Below are 24,806 nucleotides of genomic sequence, written 5' to 3'. Positions count from 1 at the left end.
ACCATCGGGCAGCATGTCCCCCATGTCCGTACTGACGCGCGACGCAGCGCAGACCCGTGCCAAGCTCCTCGACGTCCACCGCTACACGATCGAGCTCGACGTGACCGGCGCAGACGACACCTTCGACTCCCGCACCGCCATCCACTTCACGGTGCGCGGAGACCAGGAGACCGCGGACACCTTCGTCGAGATCAAGCCCGCCGAACTGCGCTCCGTCACCCTCGACGGACAACCACTCGACCCGGAGACCCTGAACGGCAACCGACTGCCGCTCACCCACCTCACCCCGGGCGAACACGAACTGCACGTCGACGCCACCATGCACTACTCCCGCACCGGCGAAGGCATGCACCGCTTCACCGACCCCACCGACGGCGAGACCTACCTCTACACCCAGCTGTTCATGGAAGACGTACAGCGCGTCTTCGCCGCCTTCGACCAGCCCGACCTCAAGGCCGCCTTCGAACTGTCCGTCACCGCACCCGAAGGCTGGACCGTCCTCGCCAACGGAGTCACCGAACACCTCGGCGCAGGCCGCTGGAAAGCCGCCCCCACCCCGCCGATCTCCACCTACCTCGTTGCCGTCGCCGCCGGACCCTGGCACTCCGTACGCACCGAACACCGCGGCCTGCCCTTCGGCATCCACTGCCGCCGCTCCCTGGCCCCCCACCTCGACGCCGACGCCGACGAAATCCTCGACATCACCCGCGCCTGCTTCGACCGCTACCACGAAAAGTTCGAAGAGCCCTACCCCTTCGACTCCTACGACCAGGCATTCGTCCCCGAGTTCAACGCCGGCGCCATGGAGAACCCGGGCCTGGTCACCTTCCGCGACGAATTCGTCTACCGCTCCGCCGTCACCGACACCGAACGCCAGACCCGCGCCATGGTCATCGCCCACGAAATGGCCCACATGTGGTTCGGCGACCTCGTCACCCTGCGCTGGTGGGACGACATCTGGCTCAACGAGTCCTTCGCCGAGTACATGGGCTACCAGACCCTCACCGAAGCCACCCGCTTCACCGACACCTGGACCGACTTCGGCGTCGCCCGCAAATCCTGGGGATACGACGCCGACCAGCGCCCCTCCACCCACCCCGTCGCCCCCGACCCGGACGCCGTCCCCGACACCGCCTCCGCGATGCTCAACTTCGACGGCATCTCCTACGCCAAGGGCGCCTCCGCCCTCCGCCAACTCGTCACCTGGCTCGGCGAGAAGGACTTCCTCGCCGGCATCAACACCCACTTCGCCCGCCACAAATTCGCCAACGCCTCCCTCGCCGACTTCATCGACTCCCTCGCCGGCGCCACCGAACGCGACGTCCACGCCTGGGCCGACGCCTGGCTCCGCACCACCGGCGTCGACACCCTCACCCCCACCATCACCCCGGCCGACGACGGCACCTGCACCCTCACCGTCGACCACCACGGCAGCCGCCCGCACCGCATCGCCGCCGGCCTCTACGACCGCGACCTCACCGACGACGGACGCCTCATCCTGCGCGAACGCGTCGAACTCGACGTCCCGGGAACCACCGCGAAGCCCATCGGCAAACGCCCCGCGCTGCTCCTCCTCAACGACGGCGACCTCTCCTACGCCAAGGTCCGCTTCGACCCCGACTCCTTCACCACCGTCAGCCGCACCCTCTCCGGCCTGCCCGAACCCCTCACCCGCGCCGTCGTGTGGAACGCCCTGCGCGACGCCGTACGCGACGGCGGCACCTCCCCGGACACCGCACCCGAACCCCCGTTCCCCGCCGCCGCCTACGTGGAGACCGCCCGCGCCCACCTCCCGCGCGAGACGGACCTCGCCCTCGTCCAAGGCGTCCTGTCCTTCGCCTCCGCCCACGTCGCCGACCGCTACCTCCACCCCACCGAACGGCCCGCCGCCCTCGCCACCCTCACCGACCTGTGCCGCGACCTCATCCGCCGCACCGAGGACGGCTCCAACCCCGGCCTGCGCCTGACCGCCGTACGCCACTTCATCGACGTCGCCGCCCACCCCGACACCATCAGCGCCTGGTTCTCCGAAGGCACCGTCCCCGGCGGCCCCGAACTCGACCCCGAACTGCGCTGGCGCATCCTCGGCAGGCTCGCCGTCCTCGGAGCCATCGACGACGCCGTCATCGACGCCGAACTCGTCCAGGACCCCAGCGCCACCGGCCAGGAAGGCGCCGCCCGCTGCCGCGCCGCACTGCCCGACCCGCAGGCCAAGCGCGCCGCCTGGGACTCGATGTTCACCTCCGACGACCTCTCCAACTACCTCCTCACCGCCACCGCCCAGGGCTTCTGGCAGCCCGAACAGGCCGACCTGCTCAGCCAGTACGTCGAGCGGTACTGGACCGACGCCGTCGCCGTCGCCGCGCGCCGCGGTCCCGCCATCGCCGAAGCCGTCGGCCGCTGGGCCTTCCCCGTCCACGCCGTCTCCACCTCAACCCTCCGCCTCGGCGAGACCTGCCTCCGCGACGCCGACCCCATCCCCGCCCTGCGCCGCAAACTCGCCGACCAACTCGACGACCTCGCCCGGGCACTGCGCGTGAGGGAGGCGTAACCCCGCCCACACCCGGGGCTCCACCCCAGACCCCGCTCCTCAAACGCCGAAGGGGCTGCATCCTTCTCCCGGACGGCGCTGGAACGTCTCCAGCGCCGTCCGGCGATTGAGGACGGGCGCGCCGGCGCGATACGGGGGTCTGGGGCGGAGCCCCCCAGGTACGGGACGGGCAGGAGCGGAGGGGGCGAAAAACCGCCCGCCCCGCCCCGGCGTCAACGCCGGACGTCAACCCGGCCCGCGCGCGCGACACTTAGCACCTCAGGCACCCCAACACATTTCCTCCGCACGGCAGTACCCCCTTTCGGGTTCCGGTCGTTGGGCTTTCCGGGCGCGTCGACCCACACGCGTACAAGCTGGAACTCCCTGCCCTGCGCCCCGGAGGCCCCCATGAGCACGCCGCCCCTCGCCTCAGGCCCCCAAGGCCCCGACGCACTGCGGCCATTGCTCGACACCGTCCTCGACGCACTACGCGAAGGAACCGAGACACGCGGCGGCCCACTGCCCGCAGGAGGCCCCCGCCAGGTGGCCCACCGAGTGAGGGACGCGCTGGGAGAGCCACTGCCCCAGGAAGGCACCGACGACGCCCTGCGGGCCCTCGTCCGCACCCTCGCCGAAGGCGCCGCCGACCCCGCCGACCCCCTCAGCGCGGCCCACCTCCACTGCCCACCCCTCGCCGTCGCGGTCGCCGCCGACCTCGCCGCCGGCGCACTCAACCCCTCCCTGGACTCCTGGGACCAGGCACCCGCCGCATCCGAACTGGAAGCACTCATCACCGGGGCCCTCGCCCGCGAGGTGTACGGCACCCAAGCCACCGCGCTGGTCACCACCGGCGGCACCGAATCCAACCAACTCGCCCTACTCCTCGCCCGCGAGGCACACGGCAGCGTCCAACTCGTCTGCGGCGCCAACGCCCACCACTCACTGCACCGCGCCACATGGCTCCTCGGCCTCCCCGACCCCGTCGTCGTCCCCGCACCCGCCGGCACCATGGACCCCGCCGCCCTCGACGAAGCCCTCACCGAACTCCAGGGCCCCCGCGGCTCCTTCCTCGTCGCCGCCACCGCCGGCACCACCGACGCCGGACTCATCGACCCACTCCCCGACATCGCGGACCTCTGCGAAGCCCACGGCAGCCGCCTGCACATCGACGCCGCATACGGCGGCGGCCTCCTGTTCAGCGACCACCACCGCAGCCGACTCGACGGCCTCGCCCGCGCCCACACCGTCACCCTCGACCTGCACAAACTCGGCTGGCAACCCATCGCCGCCGGCCTCCTCGCCGTACACAACCCCCACGACCTGCACGCCCTCGACCACCACGCCGACTACCTCAACGCAGACGACGACACCGACGCCGGACTCCCCGACCTCCTCGGCCGCTCCCTGCGCACCAGCCGACGCCCCGACATCCTCAAAATCGCCGTCACCCTCAAAACACTGGGCCGGCAAGGAATCGGCGCCCTCGTCGACCACGTCTGCGCACAAGCGACAGAGCTGGCCGACCTCCTCGCCGCCCACCCCGGCTTCGAGCTCTACGACACCCCGACCATCAGCACCGTCGTGTTCCGGCCCGCCGAAGCCTCCGACGACGCCGTCGCCACCGTACGACGCACCCTCCTCACCGAAGGCCGCGCCGTCCTCGGCCGCGCCACCCTCGACGGCCGCCTCTGGCTCAAAGCCACCCTGCTCAACCCCCACACCCGGCCGGGCGACCTGGCCGCGCTCCTGAAACTGGTGGAAGGACACACACCCCGATGAGCCCGACGCCCCACCCCCCGCACCACGAACCCGAAGCGCCCCGCGACCTCGTCGGCATCGGCATCGGCCCCTTCAACCTCTCCCTCGCCGCCCTCGCCCACCCCCTCCCCGAACTCGACACCGTCTTCTACGAACAACGACCCGGCTTCGACTGGCACCCCGGCCTCCTCATCGACGGCGCCACCCTCCAAGTCCCCTTCCTCGCCGACCTCGTGACCCTCGCCGACCCCACCAGCCCCTGGTCCTTCCTCCACTACCTCAAGGACCGCGGCCGCCTCTTCCCCTTCTACTTCGCCGAGCGCTTCCACATCCAGCGCGCCGAATACGACGCCTACTGCCGCTGGGTCAGCGACAACCTCCCCGGCCTCCACTTCGGCCACCAGGTCGACGCCGTCCGCTGGAACCCCGAACGCGCCCTCTTCGAAGTCGACTTCACCCAACTCGACACCGACGGCGAAGCCGAAGCCCTGGGCCGCACCTACACCCGCAACATCGTCCTCGGCGTCGGCACCGCCCCCTACATCCCCGACGCCCTCAAACCCCTCGTCGAAGCCCCCGGCGTGCCCGTCATCCACGCCGCGGACTACCTCAAGCACCGCGACCAGTTCCTCACAGCCGAACACATCACCGTCATCGGCGCCGGACAGTCAGGCGCCGAAGTCTTCCTCGACCTCCTGCGCAACCGGCCCGCCGGACACGAGAAGATCCACTGGCTCGCCCGCACCGAGGCCTTCGCCCCCATGGAGTACTCCAAACTCGGCCTCGAACACTTCACCCCCGACTACACCCGCTACTTCCACGGCCTCCCCGAACCCGTACGCGACCGCCTCGTCGCCGCCCAATGGCAACTCCACAAAGGCATCGACGCCGACACCATCGCCGCCATCCACGACGAGCTCTACCGCCGCACCGTGCACGGCGGCTGGCCCGACGCCACCCTCACCCCCGCCGTCCAAGTCCGCACCGCCGGCCGCGTCGCCACCACCAAAGTCGAACTCCACCTCGAACACGTCCAGCAGGGCACCCGCTCCCGCCTCACCACCGACGCCGTCGTCCTCGCCACCGGCTACCGCGAACGCCCCCTCGGCCGCATCCTCGCCGGCCTCGACCCCTACCTGCGCCGCGACAGCTCCGACCGCCCCCGCATCGACGACCACTTCCGCCTCGTCCTCGACCCCTCCGTCACCGGCCGCGTCTACGTCCAGAACGCCGAACTCCACACCCACGGCGTCGGCGCCCCCGACCTCGGCCTCGCCGCCTGGCGCAGCGCCACCATCCTCAACTCCCTCACCGGCAAAGACCCCTACCCCCTCCCCGACCGAACGGCCTTCACCACCTTCGGACTCGACCCCCGGCCCCACATCCCGAGCGCACGCCGGTCCCAAGTCCTGACACCCCTCATCGACGGACGCTGAGCAACCCGTCACCCGCAAGCCACCTCGGACCAACGGCCGCACGACAAACCCCGGGCCGCAACCAAGGCGGCCCGGGGCATGAACACCGGTCGGAAAACGGGCGGACCCCACTCAGAAAACGAGCTCAGGTCAGAGGACGGTCGGACGGACCAGCCCCGGTCAGAAGACCGGCGTCCCGTCCCGCGTCAACCTCCAGTCCACCGAAGCGAACTCCTTCGGATCCAGCGAACCCTTCGCCGTCACCCACTCCGCGATCCGCGTCCGGATCTCCGTCGACTCCGACCACAACTCCTTCGCGGACGCCACATACGGGAACGCACCCCCACCGTTCGCCCGGTAGTTGTTCACCGCCAGCACGAACTGCTGCGCATCGTCCAACGCCGCCCCGTTGAACGTCAGATTCTTGATCCGCGCACCCGCCACCTGCGCCACATCGATGTCATACCGCAGCCCCGACACATAGTCGTAGTTGTAGTCGGGCCGGTTGTTCGCATTCGTCAGCTTCTCCGTGTCGACCACCGCACCCGCCGCCGTCTGCACGAAATACTCCGCCGAATACTCCAGATACGCCCGCACCTGCGCACCCGTCAGCAACTTCGCGACCAACGTGTTGTCGTACACGTACAGACCCGACAGATCCCGGATCGTCACCTGACCCGCCGGAATCTGCGACGTCCGCGAGAACGGCGAAGCCTGCGCGATCACCGGCAACGACGCATACTCCGTCCCCGCCAACGCCGCCTTGACCACGTCCTCCTGCACCTTCGTGATCAGGTCGATGATCGGGGCGTCCTTGAAACGCGCCTCCACCGTCGTCAACGTCTCCGTCGCCGTACCCACGACCTGGTTCACGTACTTCACGACCGCCGCATGCTCATCCTTCAGCAGCTTCGTGATCTCCGGATCATCCGCGACCGACTTCGAGTTGCGCAGCGACGCCGCCACCGACTCGACCTGCCACCGCCCCTTCTCGAAGACCAACTCGAAGTCGAACACACTCAGCCGCTCCGCATAACAAAGCGGCTCCGACAGCACGACCGTCTTCCCCGACTTCACGTTCGTGACCTTCAACTCCGGGATCTCCACATGCGCATGCCCCACCAGGATCGCGTCGATCCCCGGCACCTGCTGCGCCACCAACGCCGCCGAATTCTCGACATACGGCAACTGATCACCGTACGACGACGTCCCCGACGAACCACTGTGCGCCGACACCACCACCACATCCGCACCCATCGACCGCAGCTTCGGCACCCACTTCGCCGCCTGCTCCTCAAGCCCCGGGAACGTCAACCTGCCCTGCACATACGCCTTGTCCCAGATCGCGATACCCGGATTCGTCAACCCCAGCACCGCCACCTTCACCGGCGGCAGACCCGGCACATGGAACCGCTTCATGAAATACGGCGGGAAAGCCGGCTTCAACGTCTTCGCATCCAGCGCATTCGCACCCAACAACGGGAAATCACACTGCGACTCGAACTTCCGCAACGTCTCGATGCCGTAGTTGAACTCGTGATTCCCCAACGCCACCGCGTCATACCCGATCGCATTCATCGCCTGCGCCATCGGATGCACCGGACCACCCTTGGCGGTGATCGGATCCACCTTCGCGTAGTAATACGTCAACGGCGTGCCCTGAATCGTGTCGCCCGCGTCCAGCAGCAGAGTGTTACGGCGGCCCTTCTCCTTACGGATCTGCGCCACCAGCGTCGAGATCCGGGCCAGCCCCATCGCATTGCCCGCGGCGTCCGAATACTCCGCGTCCTTGAAATAGTCCCAATTGAAAACATGCCCATGAAGATCGGTCGTGCCCAGCACCGTCAACGCATACCGCTTCACGTGCTTCCCGCCCCCCTCCGCCACCGCAGCCTCAGCGGCCGGCGCACCGACCGCACCGGTCAACGCCACCCCCGCACCCGTCACAGCGGACCTCTTCAGGAACTTCCGGCGGTTCAACGGCATGTCCACAACTCCTCGGCCTAAGTCGATGACGCGCGTAGATTCTGACCCACCCACCACACCCCCGAACAGGCCCCGCAGGTTGCGATCTGATGACCGCCGGCCACCACACCCCGCCCCCCCGATGACAGAGTGGGACGTATGACCCCCACCCCCGACGACCCCCACCCCGCCGTCCCCTACGGCACCCCCGACGCCCCCCGCATCGCCGTCCGCGGCGAAGCCCACCTCGAAATCGACCCCGAAATCGCCCGCATCGGCATCACCGTCAGCGCCCGGGGCACCGACCGACGAGATGCCCTCGCCGACCTCACCCGCCGCAACACCACCGCCCTCGACCTCATCAAAACCTACGCAGACACCGTCGAACGCCTCGAAACCGGCGCCCTCTCCATCAGCCCCGAACTCACCAAACACGGCCGCGGCGAACGCATCCACGCCTACCACGGCCGCGTCCACATCACCGCCGAACTCACCGACTTCACCGCACTCGGCGAACTCACCACCCGCCTCGCCGACCTCGACCTCACCCGCGTCGACGGCCCCTACTGGGCACTACGCCCCACCTCACCCGCCCACCGCCAAGCCCGCCAACAAGCCGTCCGCGAAGCCGTCCAACGCGCCCGCGAATACGCCGAAGCCCTCGGCACCACCCTCACCGCCCTCGTCGAACTCGCCGACATCGGCGCCGAGAACACCCAGCCCTACCCCACAGCCACCGGCCGCGGCATGCGCTCCATGGCCTACGGCGCCGCCGCCGACGAAGAAACCGCACCCCTCGACCTCGAACCCCAACGCCAAACCGTCTACGCCCAGGTCAATGCCCGATTCACCATGGCACCCCCAACGCTGTAAACCCCAAACGCTCATCAGAGCACCCCGGCGCACGATTCAACACTTGTCAAGAGCGCTTCACCCAAAGGCCGTTGAGCAGTCACACTCGACCAATTCCCTACCCACCGGTAAGGCCTAGGCTCACACCATGCGCCGAGCAAAAATCGTCTGCACCCTGGGCCCCGCCACCGACTCGTACGACCAGATCAAAGCACTGGTCGAAGCCGGAATGGACGTAGCCCGCTTCAACCTCAGCCACGGCACCCACGCCGAACACGAGGAGCGCTACCAACGCGTACGAAAAGCCTCCGACGAAAGCGGCCGCAGCGTAGGAATCCTCGCCGACCTTCAAGGCCCGAAGATCCGACTCGGCAACTTCACCGAAGGACCCGTACTCCTTGAACGCGGCGACACCTTCACCATCACCGTCGAAACCGACGTAACCGGCGACCGCCACACCTGCAGCACCACCTACGACGGACTCGCCACCGACGTCACCACCGGCGAACGCATCCTCGTCGACGACGGCAAAGTCTGCCTCGAAGTCACCGCAGTCGACGGCCCCCGCATCCACACCACCGTCATCGAAGGCGGCATCGTCTCCGACCACAAAGGCCTCAACCTCCCCGGCGTCGCCGTCTCCGTCCCCGCCCTCTCCGACAAAGACGAAGCAGACCTCCGCTGGGCCCTGCGCACCGGATTCGACGTCATCGCCCTCTCCTTCGTCCGCAACGGACGCGACATCGACGACGTCCACCGCATCATGGACGAAGAAGGCCGCCGCCTCCCCGTCATCGCCAAAGTCGAAAAACCCCAAGCCGTCGACAACATCGACGACATCGTCGCCGCCTTCGACGGCATCATGGTCGCCCGCGGCGACCTCGGCGTCGAAATGCCCCTCGAACAAGTCCCGATGGTCCAGAAGCGCGCCATCAAACTCGCCAAACGCAACGCCAAACCCGTCATCGTCGCCACCCAGATGCTCGACTCGATGATCGACAACTCCCGCCCCACCAGAGCAGAAGCCAGCGACGTCGCCAACGCCGTCCTCGACGGCACCGACGCCGTCATGCTCTCCGGCGAAACCAGCGTCGGCAAATACGCCGTCGAAACCGTCCGCACCATGGCCCGCATCGTCGAAGCCGCCGAAGAAGACCTCCTCACCCAAGGCCTCCCACCCCTCACCGAACGCAACAAACCACGCACCCAAGGCGGCGCCGTCGCCCGAGCCGCCGCCGAAATGGGCGACTTCCTCGGCGCCAAATTCCTCGTCGCCTTCACCCAGTCCGGCGACACCGTCCGCCGCCTCTCCCGCTACCGCTCGCCCATCCCCCTGCTCGCCTTCACCCCCGACCCGGCGACCCGCTCCCAGCTCACCCTCACCTGGGGCGTCGAAACGTTCCTCGGCCCCCACGTCGACTCCACCGACGCGATGGTCGACCAGGTCGACGAACAACTCCTCCGCATCGGCCGCTGCCAGAAGGGCGACATCGTCGTCATCACCGCCGGCTCCCCACCCGGCGTCTCCGGCACGACCAACCTCGTCCGCGTCCACCACATCGGCGAGGACGACAGCCCCAAGTAGGGACGCCGACGTCAGTACTTGGGGCCTACGTGGGTGTCCATGAGGGCGACGGAGGCCTTGCGGGCGATGGAGATGTTGAAGGGGTCGCTGCCACGGGCCAGGGTCGTCCACTCGACGCCGACCTTGTCGAGGGTGTCGGTGAAGAGCTTCCGGATTTCGTCGGACTTGTTGGTGAAAAAGTAGCGGGGGTACTCGTAGCGTTTGCGTTCGCCGCCGACGAGGCGGGTTGTCCAATTGGTGATGCGGCAACCGTCGGAGTGGATGAGGCCGCGGATGAACTCCCAAGGGTGGGCATCGACGATTTCCTGCTGCCAGGGCTCGAGGACGATGGGGCGCTCGTGCTTCTTGCCCGGGCCGTGCTGTGGGAAGAGGCACCACATGTGCATGGAGTACAGCTTCACCTCTCGGCAGCCCTTCCGGCGGACTCTGCATACGGAGTTCCCGGCGAACACGGTGCGCATCGCGCGTTCGCACTCGTCCATGAGTCCGGGATACGTCTCGTCGCAAGTGATCGAAAGGCTGGGCGTTCGCATGGCTCGGTTCTGGATGATGTGGCCATCACCGAGGTACAGGCCGAGCAGGTAGGCGTAGGCCGGATGGTGCAGGTCACCGTCACACCGGGGGCACTGGGGTTGAGTCCGCCCTGGACACTCGCCTCGTTTCGCGCGGTCCATGTGCTTCCAGTAGCTGACTGTGCCGAGGGGGACGTCGAATTTTCGCGCCACGTCCGCGTTGCGCGCCCCGCCGCGCAGCAGCGTGAGCGCCTTCTGTCGCACCTCTGTGCCGTGAAAGTTCATGCGAGCACTCTGTGTCACTGATCGTGACCGTGTGCACCGAAAAGCGGATGTTCACGAGAACGTGAACATCCGCTTAAGGGGCAAAAAGTACCGGGTGCGGGATTCGAACCCGCACGTCCTTTCGGACAGATGTGTTTGAGACATCAGCGTCTGCCATTCCGCCAACCCGGCTGGCCAACCCAGAGGAGTGTACCGGTTCACCGCTCGGAGCTGCAGCTAGGTACGCTCTTGGGAGCAGTACTTGCCTGCCCTGGAACAAGGAGCACCCCGTGACCGCCCCCGAGTCGCCCCAGCCCGTAGACGCGCCCGACGACGACAAGTCGCACGTGCCTCCGCTGACGACCCGTGTCGTCATTGCCGAGGACGAGGCGCTGATCCGTCTCGATCTGAAGGAGATGCTGGAGGAGGAGGGCTACACGGTCGTGGGTGAGGCGGGTGACGGTGAGCAGGCTGTGGAGCTGGCGCGGGAGCACAAGCCGGACCTGGTGATCCTGGATGTGAAGATGCCGAAGTTGGATGGCATCTCGGCGGCGGAGAAGATCGCTGAGGAGTCGATTGCTCCGGTGTTGATGCTGACGGCGTTCTCGCAGCGTGATCTGGTGGAGCGGGCGCGTGATGCGGGTGCGATGGCGTATTTGGTGAAGCCGTTCAGTAAGAGTGATGTGGTGCCGGCGATTGAGATGGCGGTGTCGCGGTTCACGGAGTTGAAGCAGTTGGAGGCTGAGGTTGCGGATCTCAGTCAGCGGTTGGAGACGCGGAAGCTGGTGGATCGTGCGAAGTCGGTGTTGCAGACGCAGTACGGGCTGACGGAGCCGGCGGCGTTTCGGTGGATTCAGAAGACGTCGATGGATCGGCGGATGTCGATGCAGCAGGTGGCGGAGGCGGTTATCGCGGATGCCGAGGAGAAGAAGTCGGCGAAGGGCTGATCACCGGCGCTGTGTATGCGAGAGGCCCGCACTCCTGATGGGGGGTGCGGGCCTCTTCGTATGCCTGGCGGACGGGCGGGGAGGGGTTCAGTCCTCGCCGAGGTAGGCCTTGCGGACGGATTCGTCGTGGAGGAGGTCTTGTCCGCTGCCGGAGAGGACGATGTTGCCGACTTCCATGACGTGTCCTTGGTCGGCGAGGGAGAGCGCGGCTTGGGCGTTCTGTTCGACGAGCAGGATGGTGGTGCCTTGGGCTTTGAGTTCGACGATGGTGGCCATGATTTTCTGCATCATGATCGGTGAGAGGCCCATGGAGGGTTCGTCGAGCATGAGGAGTTTGGGCTGGGACATGAGTGCGCGTCCCATGGCCAGCATTTGCTGTTCGCCGCCCGAGAGGGTTCCGGCGGCCTGTTTCCTGCGTTCTCCGAGGATGGGGAAGAGGTCGTAGGCGCGCTGGATGTCTTTTTCGATGCCTGCCTTGTCGGTGCGCAGGAAGGCTCCGAGCTGGAGGTTTTCGGTGATCGTCAGCCGGGGGAAGATGTGGCGGCCTTCGGGGGAGTGGGCGAGGCCGAGGGCGACGATTTTGTGGGCGGGGGTTCCGGTGAGGGGTTTCCCGTCGAAGAGGATGCGTCCTGAGCTGGGCTTGAGGAGCCCGGAGAGGGTGCGCAGGGTGGTGGTTTTGCCGGCGCCGTTGGTGCCGATGAGGGTGACGACCTGGCCGGCTTCGACGGTGAAGGAGATGCCCTTGACGGCTTCGATCTTGCCGTAGGCGACCTTGAGGTCTTCGACCTCGAGCAGTGTGGTCACTGGGCGTTTCCTTCCTTGCTGGTGGTGCTCTGTGCTCCAGTCGCTCCAGTCGCTCCAGTCGTTCCTGTCGTTCCTGTTGCCCCGGTTGCTTCGGCGGCTTCGACTTCGGCGAGTTCGTCGGCGCCGGGGGCGCCTTCGAAGGGGGTGCCGAGGTAGGCGGCGATGACGCGTTCGTCGCCTTGGACGACTTCGGAGGTGCCTTCGACGAGTTTTTCGCCTTGGACGAGGCAGGTGACGCGGTCGCTGAGGTTGAAGATGAAGCGCATGTCGTGCTCGATGACGAGGACGGCGATGCCTCGGTCGCGGATGGCGAAGACGAGTTCTTCGGTGGCCCGGGTTTCCTGGGGGTTCATACCGGCGGTGGGTTCGTCCAGGAGGAGGAGTCCGGGTTCGCTGGCCATGGCGCGGGCGATTTCGAGCTTGCGTTGTTCGCCGTAGGGGAGGTTGCGGGAGAGGTGGTCGGCTTTGTGGGCGAGGCCGATGAATTCCAGCAGTTCCATGGCGCGTTCGCGGGATGCTGCTTCTGCTTTGCGGAAGCCGGGGCCGCGGAGGAGTGCGGACCAGAGGCCTTCTTTGGTGCGGGTGTGGCGGCCTACGAGCACGTTTTCCAGGACGGTCATGTTGGCGAAGAGCCGGATGTTCTGGAAGGTGCGGGCGATGCCTGCTGCGGTGACGAGGTGGGGTTTGGGCGGCAGGACGGTGCCTTTGTAGGCGACGGTGCCTTCGGTGGGGATGTAGAGGCCGGTGAGGCAGTTGAAGAAGGTGGTTTTGCCGGCGCCGTTGGGTCCGATGAGGCCGACGATTTCGCCGCTGTTGACGGTGAGGTCGACGCTGCGTACGGCGGTGAGTCCGCCGAAGCGCATGGTGACGCCCTTGGCTTCGAGGACGGGGGTGGTGGCCGTGGTGGTGGTCATGTGGGTCACGCCCCTGCCTTGGTGACGCCGACGGTCGTGTCGGGCAGGCCTTGTTCGGGGATGTCGAGTTGGCCGGTGTCGTGGAATTCGAGCTGGCGGCGGCGGTTGGCGATGATGCCTTCGGGGCGGAAGCGCATGAGGATGACGAGCGCGATGCCGAAGGCGAAGAGCTGGTATTCCTTGAGGAATCCGAGCTTTTCGGGGAGGAGGTAGAGCAGGGTGGCGCCGAGGATGGGTCCGTTGACGGTGCCCATGCCGCCGAGGACGACCGCGGCGAGGAGGAACGCCGAGTTCGGGGGTACGGAGCCGGCGAACTGGTAGGGGGCGGGGTTGACGCTGTAGCCGACGTGGGCGCTGACGGTGCCGGCGAGGCCGGCGAGGGAGGCGCCGAGGGCGAAGGCGATGAGTTTGACGCGGAAGCCGTTGATGCCCATGGCGGTGGCGGCGGTTTCGTCTTCGCGGATGGCGATCCAGGAGCGGCCGATGCGGGAGTCGGCTGCGCGGTTGAAGACGACGACGACGATGCCGGTGATGATCAGCATCAGCAGGAAGTAGTTGGCGAAGCGGCCGAGGGTGATTCCGCCGATGTCGTGGGCGTTGCCCAGGTTGAATCCGAAGATCGACAGGTCGGGGATCATGGAGATGCCGTTGGGGCCGTTGGTGAGGTTGGGTCCGCTGGCGCCGTCGAGGTTGTTGACGGTGATGCGGAAGATTTCTCCGAAGCCGAGGGTGACGATGGCGAGGTAGTCGCCGCGCAGTCGCAGGGTGGGGGCGCCGATGAGGACGCCGAAGACGAGCGATGCGGCCATGCCGGTGAGCATGGCGGCCCAGAAGGGGAACTGGACGCCGGAGAAGCGGGAGAATTCGGAGCCGGAGACGAGGGCTGCGGCGTAGGCGCCGACGCCGAGGAAGGCGACGTATCCGAGGTCGAGGAGTCCGGTGAGGCCGACGACGATGTTGAGGCCGAGGGCGACGGTGGCGACGACGAGGATGTTCACGCCGAGGTTGGCGTTGTGTTCGTTTTTCTCGACGAAGGGGAAGATCGCCGCGGCGAGGAATGCCATGGAGGTGGCGAATCCTTGGTGGCGGGCGTTGAGTTCGGCGCAGCGGTCGAAGAGTCCGGCGGCGAGGAGTGCCCAGGCGCCGAGGATGACGAGCAGCAGGTAGCCGATGAAGGTTTCGCTGGCGTCGGGGTCGACGCCGATGCCGTAGGTGAAGACGAGGAGGGCGATGGCGGTGGCGGCGGTGATGACGAGGCGTTCGCCCCAGGCGGGGAGTTTCTTTGCCGTGGGGATGTTTTCGGCTTTGCCGACCCAGTCTTTGAAGGTGTTGCCGGGGCTGGGGAGGGCGAGGGTGCCGAGGAGGGCGATGAGTGAGGCGGTGGCGGCGAGGTAGGCGCCGGGGTCGAGTGCGACGAGGCCCTTGAGGTCGACGGCGATGGCGATGGCGCTGAACCAGCTGACGCTGAACGCGGCGGCGGCGGCGAGGGCGACGGGCTGGGTGGCGCCTGCTGGGTTGAGCCAGCGCAGGCCGCGGGTGTTCCAGAGGGTGAGGGCGTAGAGCAGGGTGAGGGTGCCGGCGACGAGGTCGAGGATCTGCAGTCCGGCGGGGGAGCCGTAGTAGGTGAGGTCCCCGGGGAAGTCGGCTGTGTAGGTCCAGGACATGAAGGTGCTGGCGATGGTGCCGATGGCGCCGAGGGTGATGAGGGCTCGGGCGGCGGGTTGGGGGAGCCCGATGAGGCCGCGCGGGGTGTGCACGGTGGGGGCTGTGGTCTTCTCGGTGGTTGCCATGGTGCTCACGCCCTGTCCGCGACGCGTTCGCCGACTAGGCCTTGTGGCCTGAACAGCAGTACGAGGATGAGGAGTACGAAGGCCCAGACGGAGGACCAGCCGCCGCCGCCGAGCTGCTGCATGCCGGGGATGCCGTCGATGTAGCTGGTGGCCATGGTTTCGGCGAGGCCGAGGACGAGGCCGCCGATCATGGCGCCGTAGATGTTGCCGATGCCGCCGAGGACGGCTGCGGTGAATGCTTTGAGGCCCATCTGGAAGCCCATGTTGTACTGGATCGAGCCGTATCGCAGGCCGTAGGAGACGGCGGCTACGGCGGCGAAGAAGCCGCCGATGGCGAAGGCGATCACGATGATCTTGTTGGTGTCGATGCCCATGAGCTGGGCGGTGTCCGGGTCCTGGGCGGTGGCCTGCATGGCGCGGCCGGTGCGGGAGAGGCTGACGAAGAGGGCGAGGGCTGCCATGCAGAGGGGGGCGGCGACGATGACGAAGAGGGCGCCGCTGCTGATGTTGATGGAGCCGAGGTGCCAGGGGCCGGCGTTGAGCTGGGGGAAGTTGCGGTCGGTCTTGGCGTCCGGGTACCAGTTGAAGACGGCCTGCTGGAGGGCGAGGGAGAGGCCGATGGCGGTGATGAGGGGGGCGAGGCGTGGTGCGCCGCGTAGTGGTCGGTAGGCGAAGCGTTCGGCTCCGACGGCGATGAGGACGGAGACTAGTCCGCCGCCTATGAGCATGGCCGGCAGGGCTATCCACATGGATGTGCCGTCGGGCAGGACGTAGAGGTAGACCGTGAGTGCGCCGAAGCCTCCGGTCATGAAGATCTCGCCGTGGGCGAAGTTGATGAGCTGGACGATGCCGTACACCATCGTGTAGCCGATGGCGATCAGCCCGTACATCGAGCCGAGGAACAGCCCGTTGGCCAGCTGCTGCGGCAGGGTGTTCACCGCATGGCCTCCATGTGGTGGGGAGTGTTGAGCAGGGCGTATGGGGCGGGCCGCGCGGTGACGTGTGGTCAGTGCCGCGCGGCCCTTGGGTGGTGCCTAGGACGTGTCCGGCGGTTCAGGGTCGGATGGCCCTAGCGGTGTTGTGGTCAGCCTTCGAAGGTGCCGCTCTTGACGGCCTTCCACTTGCCGTTGACGACCTGGTAGACGGTGAGCTGCTTGTTGGTGGTGTCGCCGTACTGGTCGAAGGCGACGGGGCCGGCGATGCCGTCGAACTTGGTCTTCTGTACCTCGGTGACGACCTTCGCGCGGGCGTCGGAGGGGACCTTGCCGTCCTTCACGACGTTGCCGATCGCCTTGATGATGGCGGTGGCGGCGTCGTAGGAGTAGCCGCCGTAGGTGCCGTAGTCGCCCTTGAGGCCGGCGGCCTTGTACTTCTTGATGAAGTCGGCGGCGGAGGGCAGGGAGTCGACGGGCTGGCCGACGGAGGTGACGAGGTCACCTTCGGAGGTCTTGCCGGCGGTCTCGATGTAGGTGGGGGTGAACATGCCGTCGCCGCCGAAGAGCGGGATCTTGGCGCCGGCGTCCTTGAGCTGCTTGGTGAGCTTCTCGGACTCGTCGTACTGGCCGCCGTAGTAGACGAGGTCGGCCTTGGAGTTCTTGATCTTGGTGACGAGGGCGGAGAAGTCGGTGTCGCCGGTGTTGACGTGGTCCTCGCCTGCGACCTTGCCGCCCGCCTTGGTGAAGCCGGCCTTGAACAGCTTGGCGAGGCCGGCGCCGTAGGTCTGCTTGTCGTCGACGACGAAGACCTTGCGCTTCTTCAGCTTGTTGTAGGCGTAGTCGGCCGCGAAGCCGCCCTGGAGGGCGTCGGTGGTGGCGGTGCGGAAGTACGTCTTGAAGGGACGCGTCTTCTTCGTCTGCCAGTTCTTGCCCTGGGTGAGCTCGGGGGCGGTGTTGGAGGGCGAGATCTCGACCAGGTTGGCGGTGGCGAAGACCTGCTGCATCTGGGTGGCGACGCCGGAGTTCAGCGGGCCGACGACGCCGAGGACCTTGTCGTTGCCTACGAACTGGGTGGCGTTCTGCTGGCCGCTGGCCGGGATCGCCTTGTCGTCGAGGGCGACGACCTTGAACTTCACGCCGGGGACGAGCTTGTTTTTGTTGGCGTCGTTGACGGCGATCTGGACGCCGCCCTGGATGCCGAGGCCCGTGGCGGAGTTCTGGCCGGTGAGCGGAGCGTCGACGCCGATGACGACCTCGGTGTCCTTGCTGCTGCCCTCACTCTTGTTGTCGTCGCGCGAACCGCAGGCAGTCAGCGTGAGTGCTCCCGTGGTGAGCACGGAGGTGAGTATGACCAAAGAACGGTGTCGCACGTTTAATCCTCTCCCTGGCGCAGCAGCCCTGCTGAGCTGCCGTATGTCTCGCCGGGCCGTACTGGGGTGCTTCAGGTGCCGTGCTGCAGACGCGCCCGGCGGCGCGGTGACTGGCCGTGACTCTAAGCCCGTCTGTGGGCCTCGGCGTCGCCGTGGGCTGGCTTGTGACTTTCTTGTTATGACGTGCCGGTTGGTGAGCATCTCGGAAGTGGGCTCTCAGCCGGTTTGGCGGGAATTCCTCGGGGTCCACATTTTGAGAATCCGCACTTCCGGTTGTACGCGGGCGGGGGTGGGCCTAGGTGTCGTCGCAGGCCGTGTGGAGGAGTTCGGAGAGATCACGGGAGTAGGGGTCGCCGAAGATAAAACTGTGCTGCTGTATTGCGTCCGTGTTACGCAGCGTTACGTCGAGAAAGGGGAGCTCGGGGTCGAGGGGAAGTCCGGTGCAGTGGGATACGGAGAGGTGCACGGTGAGCCGCTGGGTTGTTCCGGAACGGACGGTGAACGGCGCGTCGGGGGTGGTGCGGGTGTGGAGTCCCGCGTGTGCGGCGGTGATCGTCTCGACGGTGACGGGGGGTCCGTGGCGCACGGTCACTTCGAAGAGGAAGTCTCCGGTGGGTTCGGCGTCCGGGGTGCCGGCAACTCCCAGGTAGCGGACGTCGGTTACGGCCGAGGGCCGGGGTGGCGGCGGCTGGTCGGGGGGTGCGGCGGCGGGCGGCCGCGGGAACAGCAGGGCCGCGGCGGCGGCCAGGATCACGGCGCCGGCCGCGAGGGCGCCGCCACGCCTGCGCGGTGGCAGCGCGTGCCAGCGGTCGGACAGGCGGGGGGAGTCGGTGCCGATGATGTCGTGATTCGGCTCCGCCCGGGGGGAGTTGGTGCCGGTGGGGTCGTCGGCCGGCGTCGCCCTGGTGGGGTCGGCGGGTTCGACGGGCCCGGTGCCGCTCATGGCCGCAGCCTCATGGGGAGACGGTAGGTGGCGCGGCCCGGGCGGGAAAGGCTTCGGTCAGTCCTGGGTGCGGGCGGGCTGTGGGTCGCCGGGGTCGAGGTCGCGGAGCAGGCAGGTGAGGCGGGCGGTGCAGACGCGCTTGTCGTTCTCGTCGGAGATGACGATCTCGTACGTGGCGGTGGAGCGGCCCCGGTGGACGGGGGTGGCGATGCCGGTGACGAGTCCGGAGCGCACGCCTCGGTGGTGGGTGCAGTTCAGGTCGACGCCGACGGCGATCTTGGAGCTGCCGCCGTGCAGCATGGCGCCGACGGAGCCGATGGTCTCGGCGAGGACGGCGGAGGCGCCGCCGTGCAGGAGGCCGTAGGGCTGGGTGTTGCCCTCCACGGGCATGGTGGCGACGACGCGCTCCGCGGAGGCCTCGATGATCTGCACTCCCATGCGGGTGCCGAGGTAGCCCGCCGAGAACAGGGCGGACAGGTCGACGCCGAGGGCGGTGTACTCGTCGATGACCTCTTGCGGGAACTTCACGGTGTGCTGCTCGCCCATCGGGCCCGACTCCGTTCGTCGTGGATCATTTCGTCGTGGATCACTGGTGGTGACCAAACGCTCAGTCGGTTGTCGATTGTTCCAGACGTACGACGACGGACTTGCTGGCAGGGGTGTTGCTGGTGTCGGCGGTCGCGTCCAGGGGGACGAGGACGTTGGTCTCCGGGTAGTAGCCGGCGGCGCAGCCCCGGGCGGTCGGGTAGTGCACGACCCGGAAGCCGGGGGCGCGTCGCTCCACGCCGTCCTGCCATTCGCCGACCAGGTCGACGTAGGAGCCGTCGGCGATGCCGAGCGCGCCGGCGTCCTCGGGGTTGACGAGGACGACCCGGCGGCCGTTCCTGATGCCGCGGTAGCGGTCGTCGAGGCCGTAGATCGTGGTGTTGTACTGGTCGTGGGAGCGCAGGGTCTGCAGCAGGAGGCGGCCCTTCGGGAGTGCCGGGTACTCGACGGGGGCGGCCGTGAAGTTGGCCTTGCCGGTGGCCGTGGGGAAGCGGCGGTGGTCGCGCGGGGCGTGCGGGAGCGTGAAGCCGCCGGGGTGCGCCACGCGCGCGTTGAAGTCGTCGAAGCCGGGGATCACGCGTGCGATGCGGTCGCGCACGGTCGCGTAGTCCTTCTCGAACTCCTCCCAGGGTGTGCGGGACTCGTGGCCGAGGACGTGACGGGCGAGGCGGCACACGATGGCGGGTTCGGAGAGCAGATGGGGGCTCGCGGGCTCCAGGCGGCCGCGTGAGGCGTGCACCATGCCCATGGAGTCCTCGACGGTCACGAACTGCTCGCCGCTGCCCTGGAGGTCACGCTCCGTGCGGCCGAGGGTGGGCAGGATCAGGGCCCGGGCGCCGGTGATGGCGTGGGAGCGGTTGAGTTTCGTCGATACGTGCACGGTCAGGCGGGCGCGCCGCATGGCCGCCTCGGTGACGTCCGTGTCCGGTGAGGCGGACACGAAGTTGCCGCCCATCGCGAAGAAGACCTTCGCCTCGCCGTCGCGCAGGGCGCGGATGGCCCGTACGACGTCGTAGCCGTGCTTGCGCGGCGGGGTGAAGCCGAACTCCTTCTCCAGGGCGTCGAGGAAGGCGGGGGCGGGTCGCTCGAAGATGCCCATCGTGCGGTCGCCCTGCACGTTCGAATGGCCGCGCACCGGGCATACGCCTGCGCCCGGGCGGCCGATGTTGCCGCGCAGCAGAAGGAAGTTGACGACTTCGCGGATGGTCGGCACGGCGTGCTTGTGCTGGGTGAGGCCCATGGCCCAGCACACGATGGTGCGCCGGGAGGCGAGGATCATCCGCAGGGCTTCGTCGATCTGCGCGCGCGTGAGGCCCGTCGCGGTAAGGGTCTCCTCCCAGTCGGCGGCGCGGGCGGCCGCGGCGAACTCCTCGTATCCGTGGGTGTGTTCGCGGACGAAGTCCTCGTCCACCGCCCCTTCGGTGTCCAGGATGAGTTTGTTCAGCAGGCGGAAGAGTGCCTGGTCGCCGCCGAGGCGGATCTGGAGGAACAGGTCGGTGAGGGCGGCGCCCTTGAGCATGCCCTGGGGGGTCTGCGGGTTCTTGAACCGCTCCAGGCCCGCCTCGGGCAGCGGGTTGACCGTGATGATTTTCGCGCCGTTCGCCTTGGCCTTCTCCAGCGCGGAGAGCATGCGCGGATGGTTCGTGCCCGGGTTCTGTCCGGCGACGACGATCAGGTCCGCCTTGTAGAGGTCCTCCAGTAGGACGCTGCCCTTGCCGATGCCGATCGTCTCGGTCAGGGCCGACCCCGACGACTCGTGGCACATGTTGGAGCAGTCCGGCAGGTTGTTCGTGCCGAGCTCGCGGGCGAAGAGCTGGTAGAGGAAGGCGGCCTCGTTGCTGGTGCGGCCCGAGGTGTAGAAGACGGCCTCGTCCGGGGAGCCGAGTGCGGCGAGCTCCTCGGCGACGATGTCGAAGGCCCGCTCCCAGGGCACCGCCTCGTAGTGGTCGGCGCCCTCCGCCAGATACATGGGGTGGGTGAGGCGGCCCTGCTGGCCCAGCCAGTAACCGCTGCGGCCGGCCAGGTCCGCCACCGGGTGCGCGGCGAAGAAGTCCGGGGTGACCCGGCGCAGGGTGGCCTCCTCGGCGACCGCCTTCGCGCCGTTCTCACAGAATTCCGCCGTGTGCCGGTGCTCGGGCTCAGGCCAGGCGCAGCCGGGACAGTCGAAGCCGTCCTTCTGGTTGACGCGAAGGAGGGTGAGCGCGGTGCGGCGCACGCCCATCTGCTGCTGGGCGATGCGCAGTGTGTGCCCGATGGCGGGCAGTCCGGCCGCGGCGTGCTTCGGCTCGGCGACCTGCGGCGCGTCCTGAACCGGATCGCCCTTGGGCGGCTTGCTGGCCATCGCTGGACCCCTTCGCAGGCACGTGAGAAGTACGTCCTCGATCCTCGCACGCAGCTGTGACACCGAGCGCTGCGCGCGGTCTCGGTCCGGGACCGCGCGGCTGTGACAGCGGGTCCTGCGAGCGGTGCGGGTCCGGGACGGTCCGCACTGTCAGTGGTACGTGGCAGGATCGGGGGCGTGGCAGATACAGCATCGAAGAAGACCGAGAAGACCTCCGGCGCGAGCCGTCCGCGGCTGATGCTCATGGACGGGCACTCGCTGGCGTACCGCGCGTTCTTCGCGCTGCCCGCGGAGAATTTCACGACCGCGACGGGCCAGCCGACGAACGCGATCTACGGCTTCGCGTCGATGCTGGCGAACACGCTGCGCGACGAGGCGCCCACGCACTTCGCGGTGGCGTTCGACGTGTCCCGCAAGACCTGGCGCTCCGCGGAGTTCACCGAGTACAAGGCGAACAGGTCGAAGACCCCGGACGAGTTCAAGGGGCAGGTCGAGCTGATCGGCGAGCTGCTCGACGCGATGCACGCCGAGCGGTTCGCGGTGGACGGCTTCGAGGCCGACGACATCATCGCCACGCTCGCCACGCAGGCCGAGGCCGCCGGCTTCGACGTGCTGATCGTCACCGGCGACCGCGACTCCTTCCAGCTGGTCTCCGACCACACGACGGTGCTGTATCCGACGAAGGGCGTCTCGGAGCTGACCCGCTTCACCCCGGAGAAGGTCTTCGAGAAGTACGGTCTGACGCCGGCGCAGTACCCCGACTTCGCCGCGCTGCGCGGCGACCCGTCCGACAACCTGCCGGGCATCCCGGGCGTCGGCGAGAAGACCGCCGCGAAGTGGATCAACCAGTTCGGTTCGTTCGCGGAGCTGGTGGAGCGCGCCGACGAGGTCAAGGGGAAGGCCGGGGAGAATCTCCGCGCCCACCTGGAGGCCGTCAAGCTCAACCGCCGGCTCACCGAGCTGGAGCGGAGCGTCGAGCTGCCCAAGTCGGTCGGGGAGCTGGAGCGCGCGGCGTACGACCGCAAGACCGTCGCGATGGTCCTGGACACCCTGGAGATCAGGAACCCCTCGCTGCGTGAGCGGCTCTTCGCCGTCGACCCCGGGGCGGAGGAGGCCGAGCCGGCCCAGCCGGCCGCCCCCGGTGTCGAGCTGGACGGCAGCGTGCTCGGCGCGGGCGAGCTGAAGCCGTGGCTCGCCGAGCACGGCACGGCGGTCCTGGGCCTGGCCACGGTCGACGCGTGGGCGCTGGGCGCCGGCTCGGTGGCCGAGGTCGCGCTCGCCGCCGCCGACGGCGCGGCCGCCTGGTTCGACCCCTCCCAGGTGGACGAGGCCGACGAGAACGCGTTCGCGCGGTGGCTCGCCGATGCCGACAGCCCCAAGGTGCTGCACAACGCCAAGGGCGCGATGCGGGTGTTCGCCGAACACGGCTGGACCATCGAGGGCGTGTCCATGGACACCGCGCTCGCCGCCTACCTCGTCAAGCCCGGCCGCCGCTCCTTCGCCCTGGACGCGCTGTCCCTGGAGTACCTCGGCCGGGAGCTGGCGCCTGCCGCCACGGCCGACGGCCAGCTCGCCTTCGGCACGGACGACCAGGCCGAGGCCGAGGCGCTGATGGTGCAGGCCCGCGCGATCCTCGACCTGGGTGAGGCGTTCGGCGAGAAGCTCCAGGAGGTCGGAGCGGCCGATCTGCTGCGTGACATGGAGCTGCCGACCTCCGCGCTGCTGGCCCGCCTGGAGCGGCACGGCATCGCGGCCGACCGGGCGCATCTGGAAGCCATGGAGCAGATGTTCGCGGGCGCGGTCCAGCAGGCAGTGAAGGAGGCGCACGCCTCCGTGGGCCACGAGTTCAACCTCGGCTCGCCCAAGCAGCTCCAGGAAGTCCTCTTCGGCGAGCTGGCCCTGCCCAGGACGAAGAAGACGAAGACGGGCTTCACGACCGACGCGGACGCGCTGGCCTGGCTGGCCGCGCAGACCGACCACGAACTGCCGGTGATCATGCTCCGCCACCGTGAGCAGGCAAGGCTCCGGTCGACGGTCGAGGGCCTCATCAAGACGATCGCCGCGGACGGCCGGATCCACACCACCTTCAACCAGACGGTGGCGGCGACGGGCCGTCTCTCCTCCACGGACCCGAACCTGCAGAACATCCCGGTCCGTACGGACGAGGGCCGCGCCATCCGCCGCGGCTTCGTCGTCGGCGAGGGCTTCGAGTCGCTGATGACCGCGGACTACAGCCAGATCGAACTGCGCGTGATGGCCCACCTGTCCGAGGACGAGGGCCTGCTCGAGGCGTTCACCTCCGGCGAGGACCTGCACACCACGGTCGCCTCCCAGGTGTTCTCCGTGGAGCGGTCCGGGGTCGACGCGGAAATGCGCCGCAAGATCAAGGCGATGTCGTACGGCCTGGCCTACGGTCTGTCGGCGTTCGGTCTCTCCCAGCAGCTGAACATCGAGGCGGGCGAGGCGCGCGCCCTGATGGACACCTACTTCGAGCGCTTCGGAGGCGTACGGGACTATCTGCGCCGCGTGGTCGACGAGGCGCGGGCCACGGGCTACACGGAGACGCTCTTCGGCCGCCGCCGTCACCTTCCCGACCTCAACAGCGACAACCGGCAGCGCCGCGAGACGGCCGAGCGCATGGCCCTGAACGCGCCCATCCAGGGCACGGCCGCGGACATCGTCAAGATCGCCATGCTGAACGTGGACCGTGCGCTGCGGGAGGCCGGCCTCGAGTCCCGGATGCTCCTCCAGGTGCACGACGAAATCGTCCTGGAGATCGCCCCCGGTGAGCGCGCCAGGACCGAGGAGCTCGTCCGCCGCGAGATGGCGGGCGCGGTGCAGTTGCGGGCCCCGCTCGACGTCTCCGTCGGCTCGGGCCCCGACTGGGAGTCGGCGGCGCACTAGCCTCCGGCCGGGACGCGGGTTTCCCGGGGGCATGAGCCCCCGGGACGGCTCGTGGGGGGCGGCCCTGTCACCGGTCTGTCAGCCAGCTAGCCAGCTAGCCGGGCCCAGGCCCATCCGGCATCCCGGCATCCCGGCACCTGGCTCGCGGGTGGGTTCTGGTCTTGCCAGTCGGCCGGCCTGCGGGTGGGTTCGTGCGCCTCTGTTGTCTGGTCCGCGGTGGGTTCAGGTCTCGTGTGTCGGCCGGCCTGCGGGTGGGTTCGTGCGCCGTCTGTTGTCTGGCCCGCGGTGGGTTCAGGTCTCGTGTGTCGGCCGGCCTGCGGGTGGGTTCGTGCGCCGTCTGTTGTCTGGTCCGCGGTGGGTTCAGGTCTCGTGTGTCGGCCGGCCTGCGGGTGGGTTCGTGCGCCGTCTGTTGTCTGGCCCGCGGTGGGTTC

17 protein-coding genes and 1 tRNA gene are annotated in these 24,806 nt (G+C 68.2%); 7 read left to right on the top strand and 11 right to left on the bottom strand.

Annotated elements, in window-relative coordinates; translation table 11 throughout:
* The first annotated feature begins 13 nt into the window (after nt 1-13).
* The 3 genes from pepN to ACFVYF_RS01420 all read left to right on the top strand — a co-directional run bounded on the left by pepN (nt 14) and on the right by ACFVYF_RS01420 (nt 5,724).
* A complete protein-coding gene (pepN, locus tag ACFVYF_RS01430) occupies nt 14-2,551 on the top strand; it encodes an aminopeptidase N (protein WP_389449013.1) in 2,538 nt (845 codons plus the stop codon).
* A 387-nt stretch (nt 2,552-2,938) separates the two neighbouring features.
* Entirely contained in the window at nt 2,939-4,309 is a 1,371-nt protein-coding gene (locus tag ACFVYF_RS01425) for a pyridoxal phosphate-dependent decarboxylase family protein (RefSeq protein WP_389449010.1), read from the top strand.
* On the top strand, nt 4,306-5,724 hold the full coding sequence (locus ACFVYF_RS01420) for a lysine N(6)-hydroxylase/L-ornithine N(5)-oxygenase family protein (RefSeq protein ID WP_389449008.1): 1,419 nt from the start codon (nt 4,306-4,308) through the stop codon (nt 5,722-5,724). Before ACFVYF_RS01425 ends, ACFVYF_RS01420 begins: the two co-directional genes overlap by 4 nt.
* A 159-nt stretch (nt 5,725-5,883) precedes the next feature.
* On the opposite strand, the gene ACFVYF_RS01415 is transcribed toward ACFVYF_RS01420, so the two are convergent.
* Nucleotides 5,884-7,689, bottom strand: coding sequence for a bifunctional metallophosphatase/5'-nucleotidase (locus ACFVYF_RS01415; protein WP_389449005.1), 1,806 nt, complete (start codon nt 7,687-7,689; stop codon nt 5,884-5,886).
* Nucleotides 7,690-7,827: 138 nt separating this feature from the next.
* Between ACFVYF_RS01415 and ACFVYF_RS01410 the strand changes: the two genes are divergently transcribed.
* Entirely contained in the window at nt 7,828-8,541 is a 714-nt protein-coding gene (locus ACFVYF_RS01410) for an SIMPL domain-containing protein (RefSeq protein ID WP_389449002.1), read from the top strand.
* A 127-nt stretch (nt 8,542-8,668) separates the two neighbouring features.
* The gene (gene pyk / locus ACFVYF_RS01405) at nt 8,669-10,105 is read left to right on the top strand and encodes a pyruvate kinase (RefSeq protein WP_389448999.1); all 1,437 of its coding nucleotides are present in this window, start codon (nt 8,669-8,671) and stop codon (nt 10,103-10,105) included.
* 11 nt (nt 10,106-10,116) lie between these two features.
* On the opposite strand, the gene ACFVYF_RS01400 is transcribed toward pyk, so the two are convergent.
* Together ACFVYF_RS01400 and ACFVYF_RS01395 are read right to left on the bottom strand one after the other, a co-directional pair.
* Nucleotides 10,117-10,902: a helix-turn-helix domain-containing protein gene (locus ACFVYF_RS01400; RefSeq protein WP_389448996.1), complete on the bottom strand. Its 786-nt coding sequence runs from the start codon at nt 10,900-10,902 to the stop codon at nt 10,117-10,119.
* A gap of 88 nt (nt 10,903-10,990) precedes the next feature.
* Nucleotides 10,991-11,073 (bottom strand) — tRNA-Leu (locus ACFVYF_RS01395).
* Nucleotides 11,074-11,171: 98 nt separating this feature from the next.
* On the opposite strand from ACFVYF_RS01395, the gene ACFVYF_RS01390 reads away from it, so the two are divergent.
* Nucleotides 11,172-11,828: an ANTAR domain-containing response regulator gene (locus ACFVYF_RS01390; protein ID WP_389448993.1), complete on the top strand. Its 657-nt coding sequence runs from the start codon at nt 11,172-11,174 to the stop codon at nt 11,826-11,828.
* A gap of 87 nt (nt 11,829-11,915) precedes the next feature.
* On the opposite strand, the gene ACFVYF_RS01385 is transcribed toward ACFVYF_RS01390, so the two are convergent.
* From ACFVYF_RS01385 to ACFVYF_RS01350, 8 genes are all read right to left on the bottom strand, one after another.
* Nucleotides 11,916-12,632, bottom strand: coding sequence for an ABC transporter ATP-binding protein (locus ACFVYF_RS01385; protein ID WP_389448990.1), 717 nt, complete (start codon nt 12,630-12,632; stop codon nt 11,916-11,918).
* The gene (locus ACFVYF_RS01380) at nt 12,629-13,546 is read right to left on the bottom strand and encodes an ABC transporter ATP-binding protein (protein WP_389448987.1); all 918 of its coding nucleotides are present in this window, start codon (nt 13,544-13,546) and stop codon (nt 12,629-12,631) included. The genes ACFVYF_RS01385 and ACFVYF_RS01380 overlap by 4 nt, the downstream gene beginning before the upstream one ends.
* Nucleotides 13,547-13,551: 5 nt before the next feature.
* Nucleotides 13,552-15,336 carry a branched-chain amino acid ABC transporter permease gene (locus ACFVYF_RS01375; RefSeq protein ID WP_389450581.1) on the bottom strand — a complete coding sequence of 595 codons (1,785 nt, stop codon included), beginning with the start codon at nt 15,334-15,336 and terminating at the stop codon, nt 13,552-13,554.
* Nucleotides 15,337-15,341: 5 nt separating this feature from the next.
* Nucleotides 15,342-16,274, bottom strand: a complete 933-nt coding sequence (locus ACFVYF_RS01370) for a branched-chain amino acid ABC transporter permease (RefSeq protein ID WP_389448984.1) — start codon at nt 16,272-16,274, stop codon at nt 15,342-15,344.
* Nucleotides 16,275-16,420: 146 nt separating this feature from the next.
* Entirely contained in the window at nt 16,421-17,641 is a 1,221-nt protein-coding gene (locus ACFVYF_RS01365; protein WP_389448981.1) for a branched-chain amino acid ABC transporter substrate-binding protein, read from the bottom strand.
* Nucleotides 17,642-17,936: 295 nt separating this feature from the next.
* The gene (locus tag ACFVYF_RS01360; RefSeq protein ID WP_389448978.1) at nt 17,937-18,584 is read right to left on the bottom strand and encodes a hypothetical protein; all 648 of its coding nucleotides are present in this window, start codon (nt 18,582-18,584) and stop codon (nt 17,937-17,939) included.
* A gap of 57 nt (nt 18,585-18,641) precedes the next feature.
* Entirely contained in the window at nt 18,642-19,130 is a 489-nt protein-coding gene (locus ACFVYF_RS01355) for a PaaI family thioesterase (protein ID WP_389448975.1), read from the bottom strand.
* Between the two features lie 61 nt (nt 19,131-19,191).
* Nucleotides 19,192-21,471 (bottom strand): FdhF/YdeP family oxidoreductase, encoded by a 2,280-nt coding sequence (locus ACFVYF_RS01350; protein WP_389448972.1) that lies wholly within the window; start codon nt 21,469-21,471, stop codon nt 19,192-19,194.
* Between the two features lie 177 nt (nt 21,472-21,648).
* Here ACFVYF_RS01350 and polA point away from each other — a divergent pair, with 177 nt between their 5' ends.
* Nucleotides 21,649-24,375, top strand: a complete 2,727-nt coding sequence (polA, locus tag ACFVYF_RS01345; RefSeq protein WP_389448969.1) for a DNA polymerase I — start codon at nt 21,649-21,651, stop codon at nt 24,373-24,375.
* Nucleotides 24,376-24,806 lie beyond the last annotated feature (431 nt).

Source organism: Streptomyces sp. NPDC058274 (genome assembly GCF_042881375.1).
GTDB lineage: Bacteria > Actinomycetota > Actinomycetes > Streptomycetales > Streptomycetaceae > Streptomyces.
The sequence above is the reverse complement of the archived record's forward strand: the minus strand, read 5'-3'. Positions and strand labels throughout refer to the sequence as shown.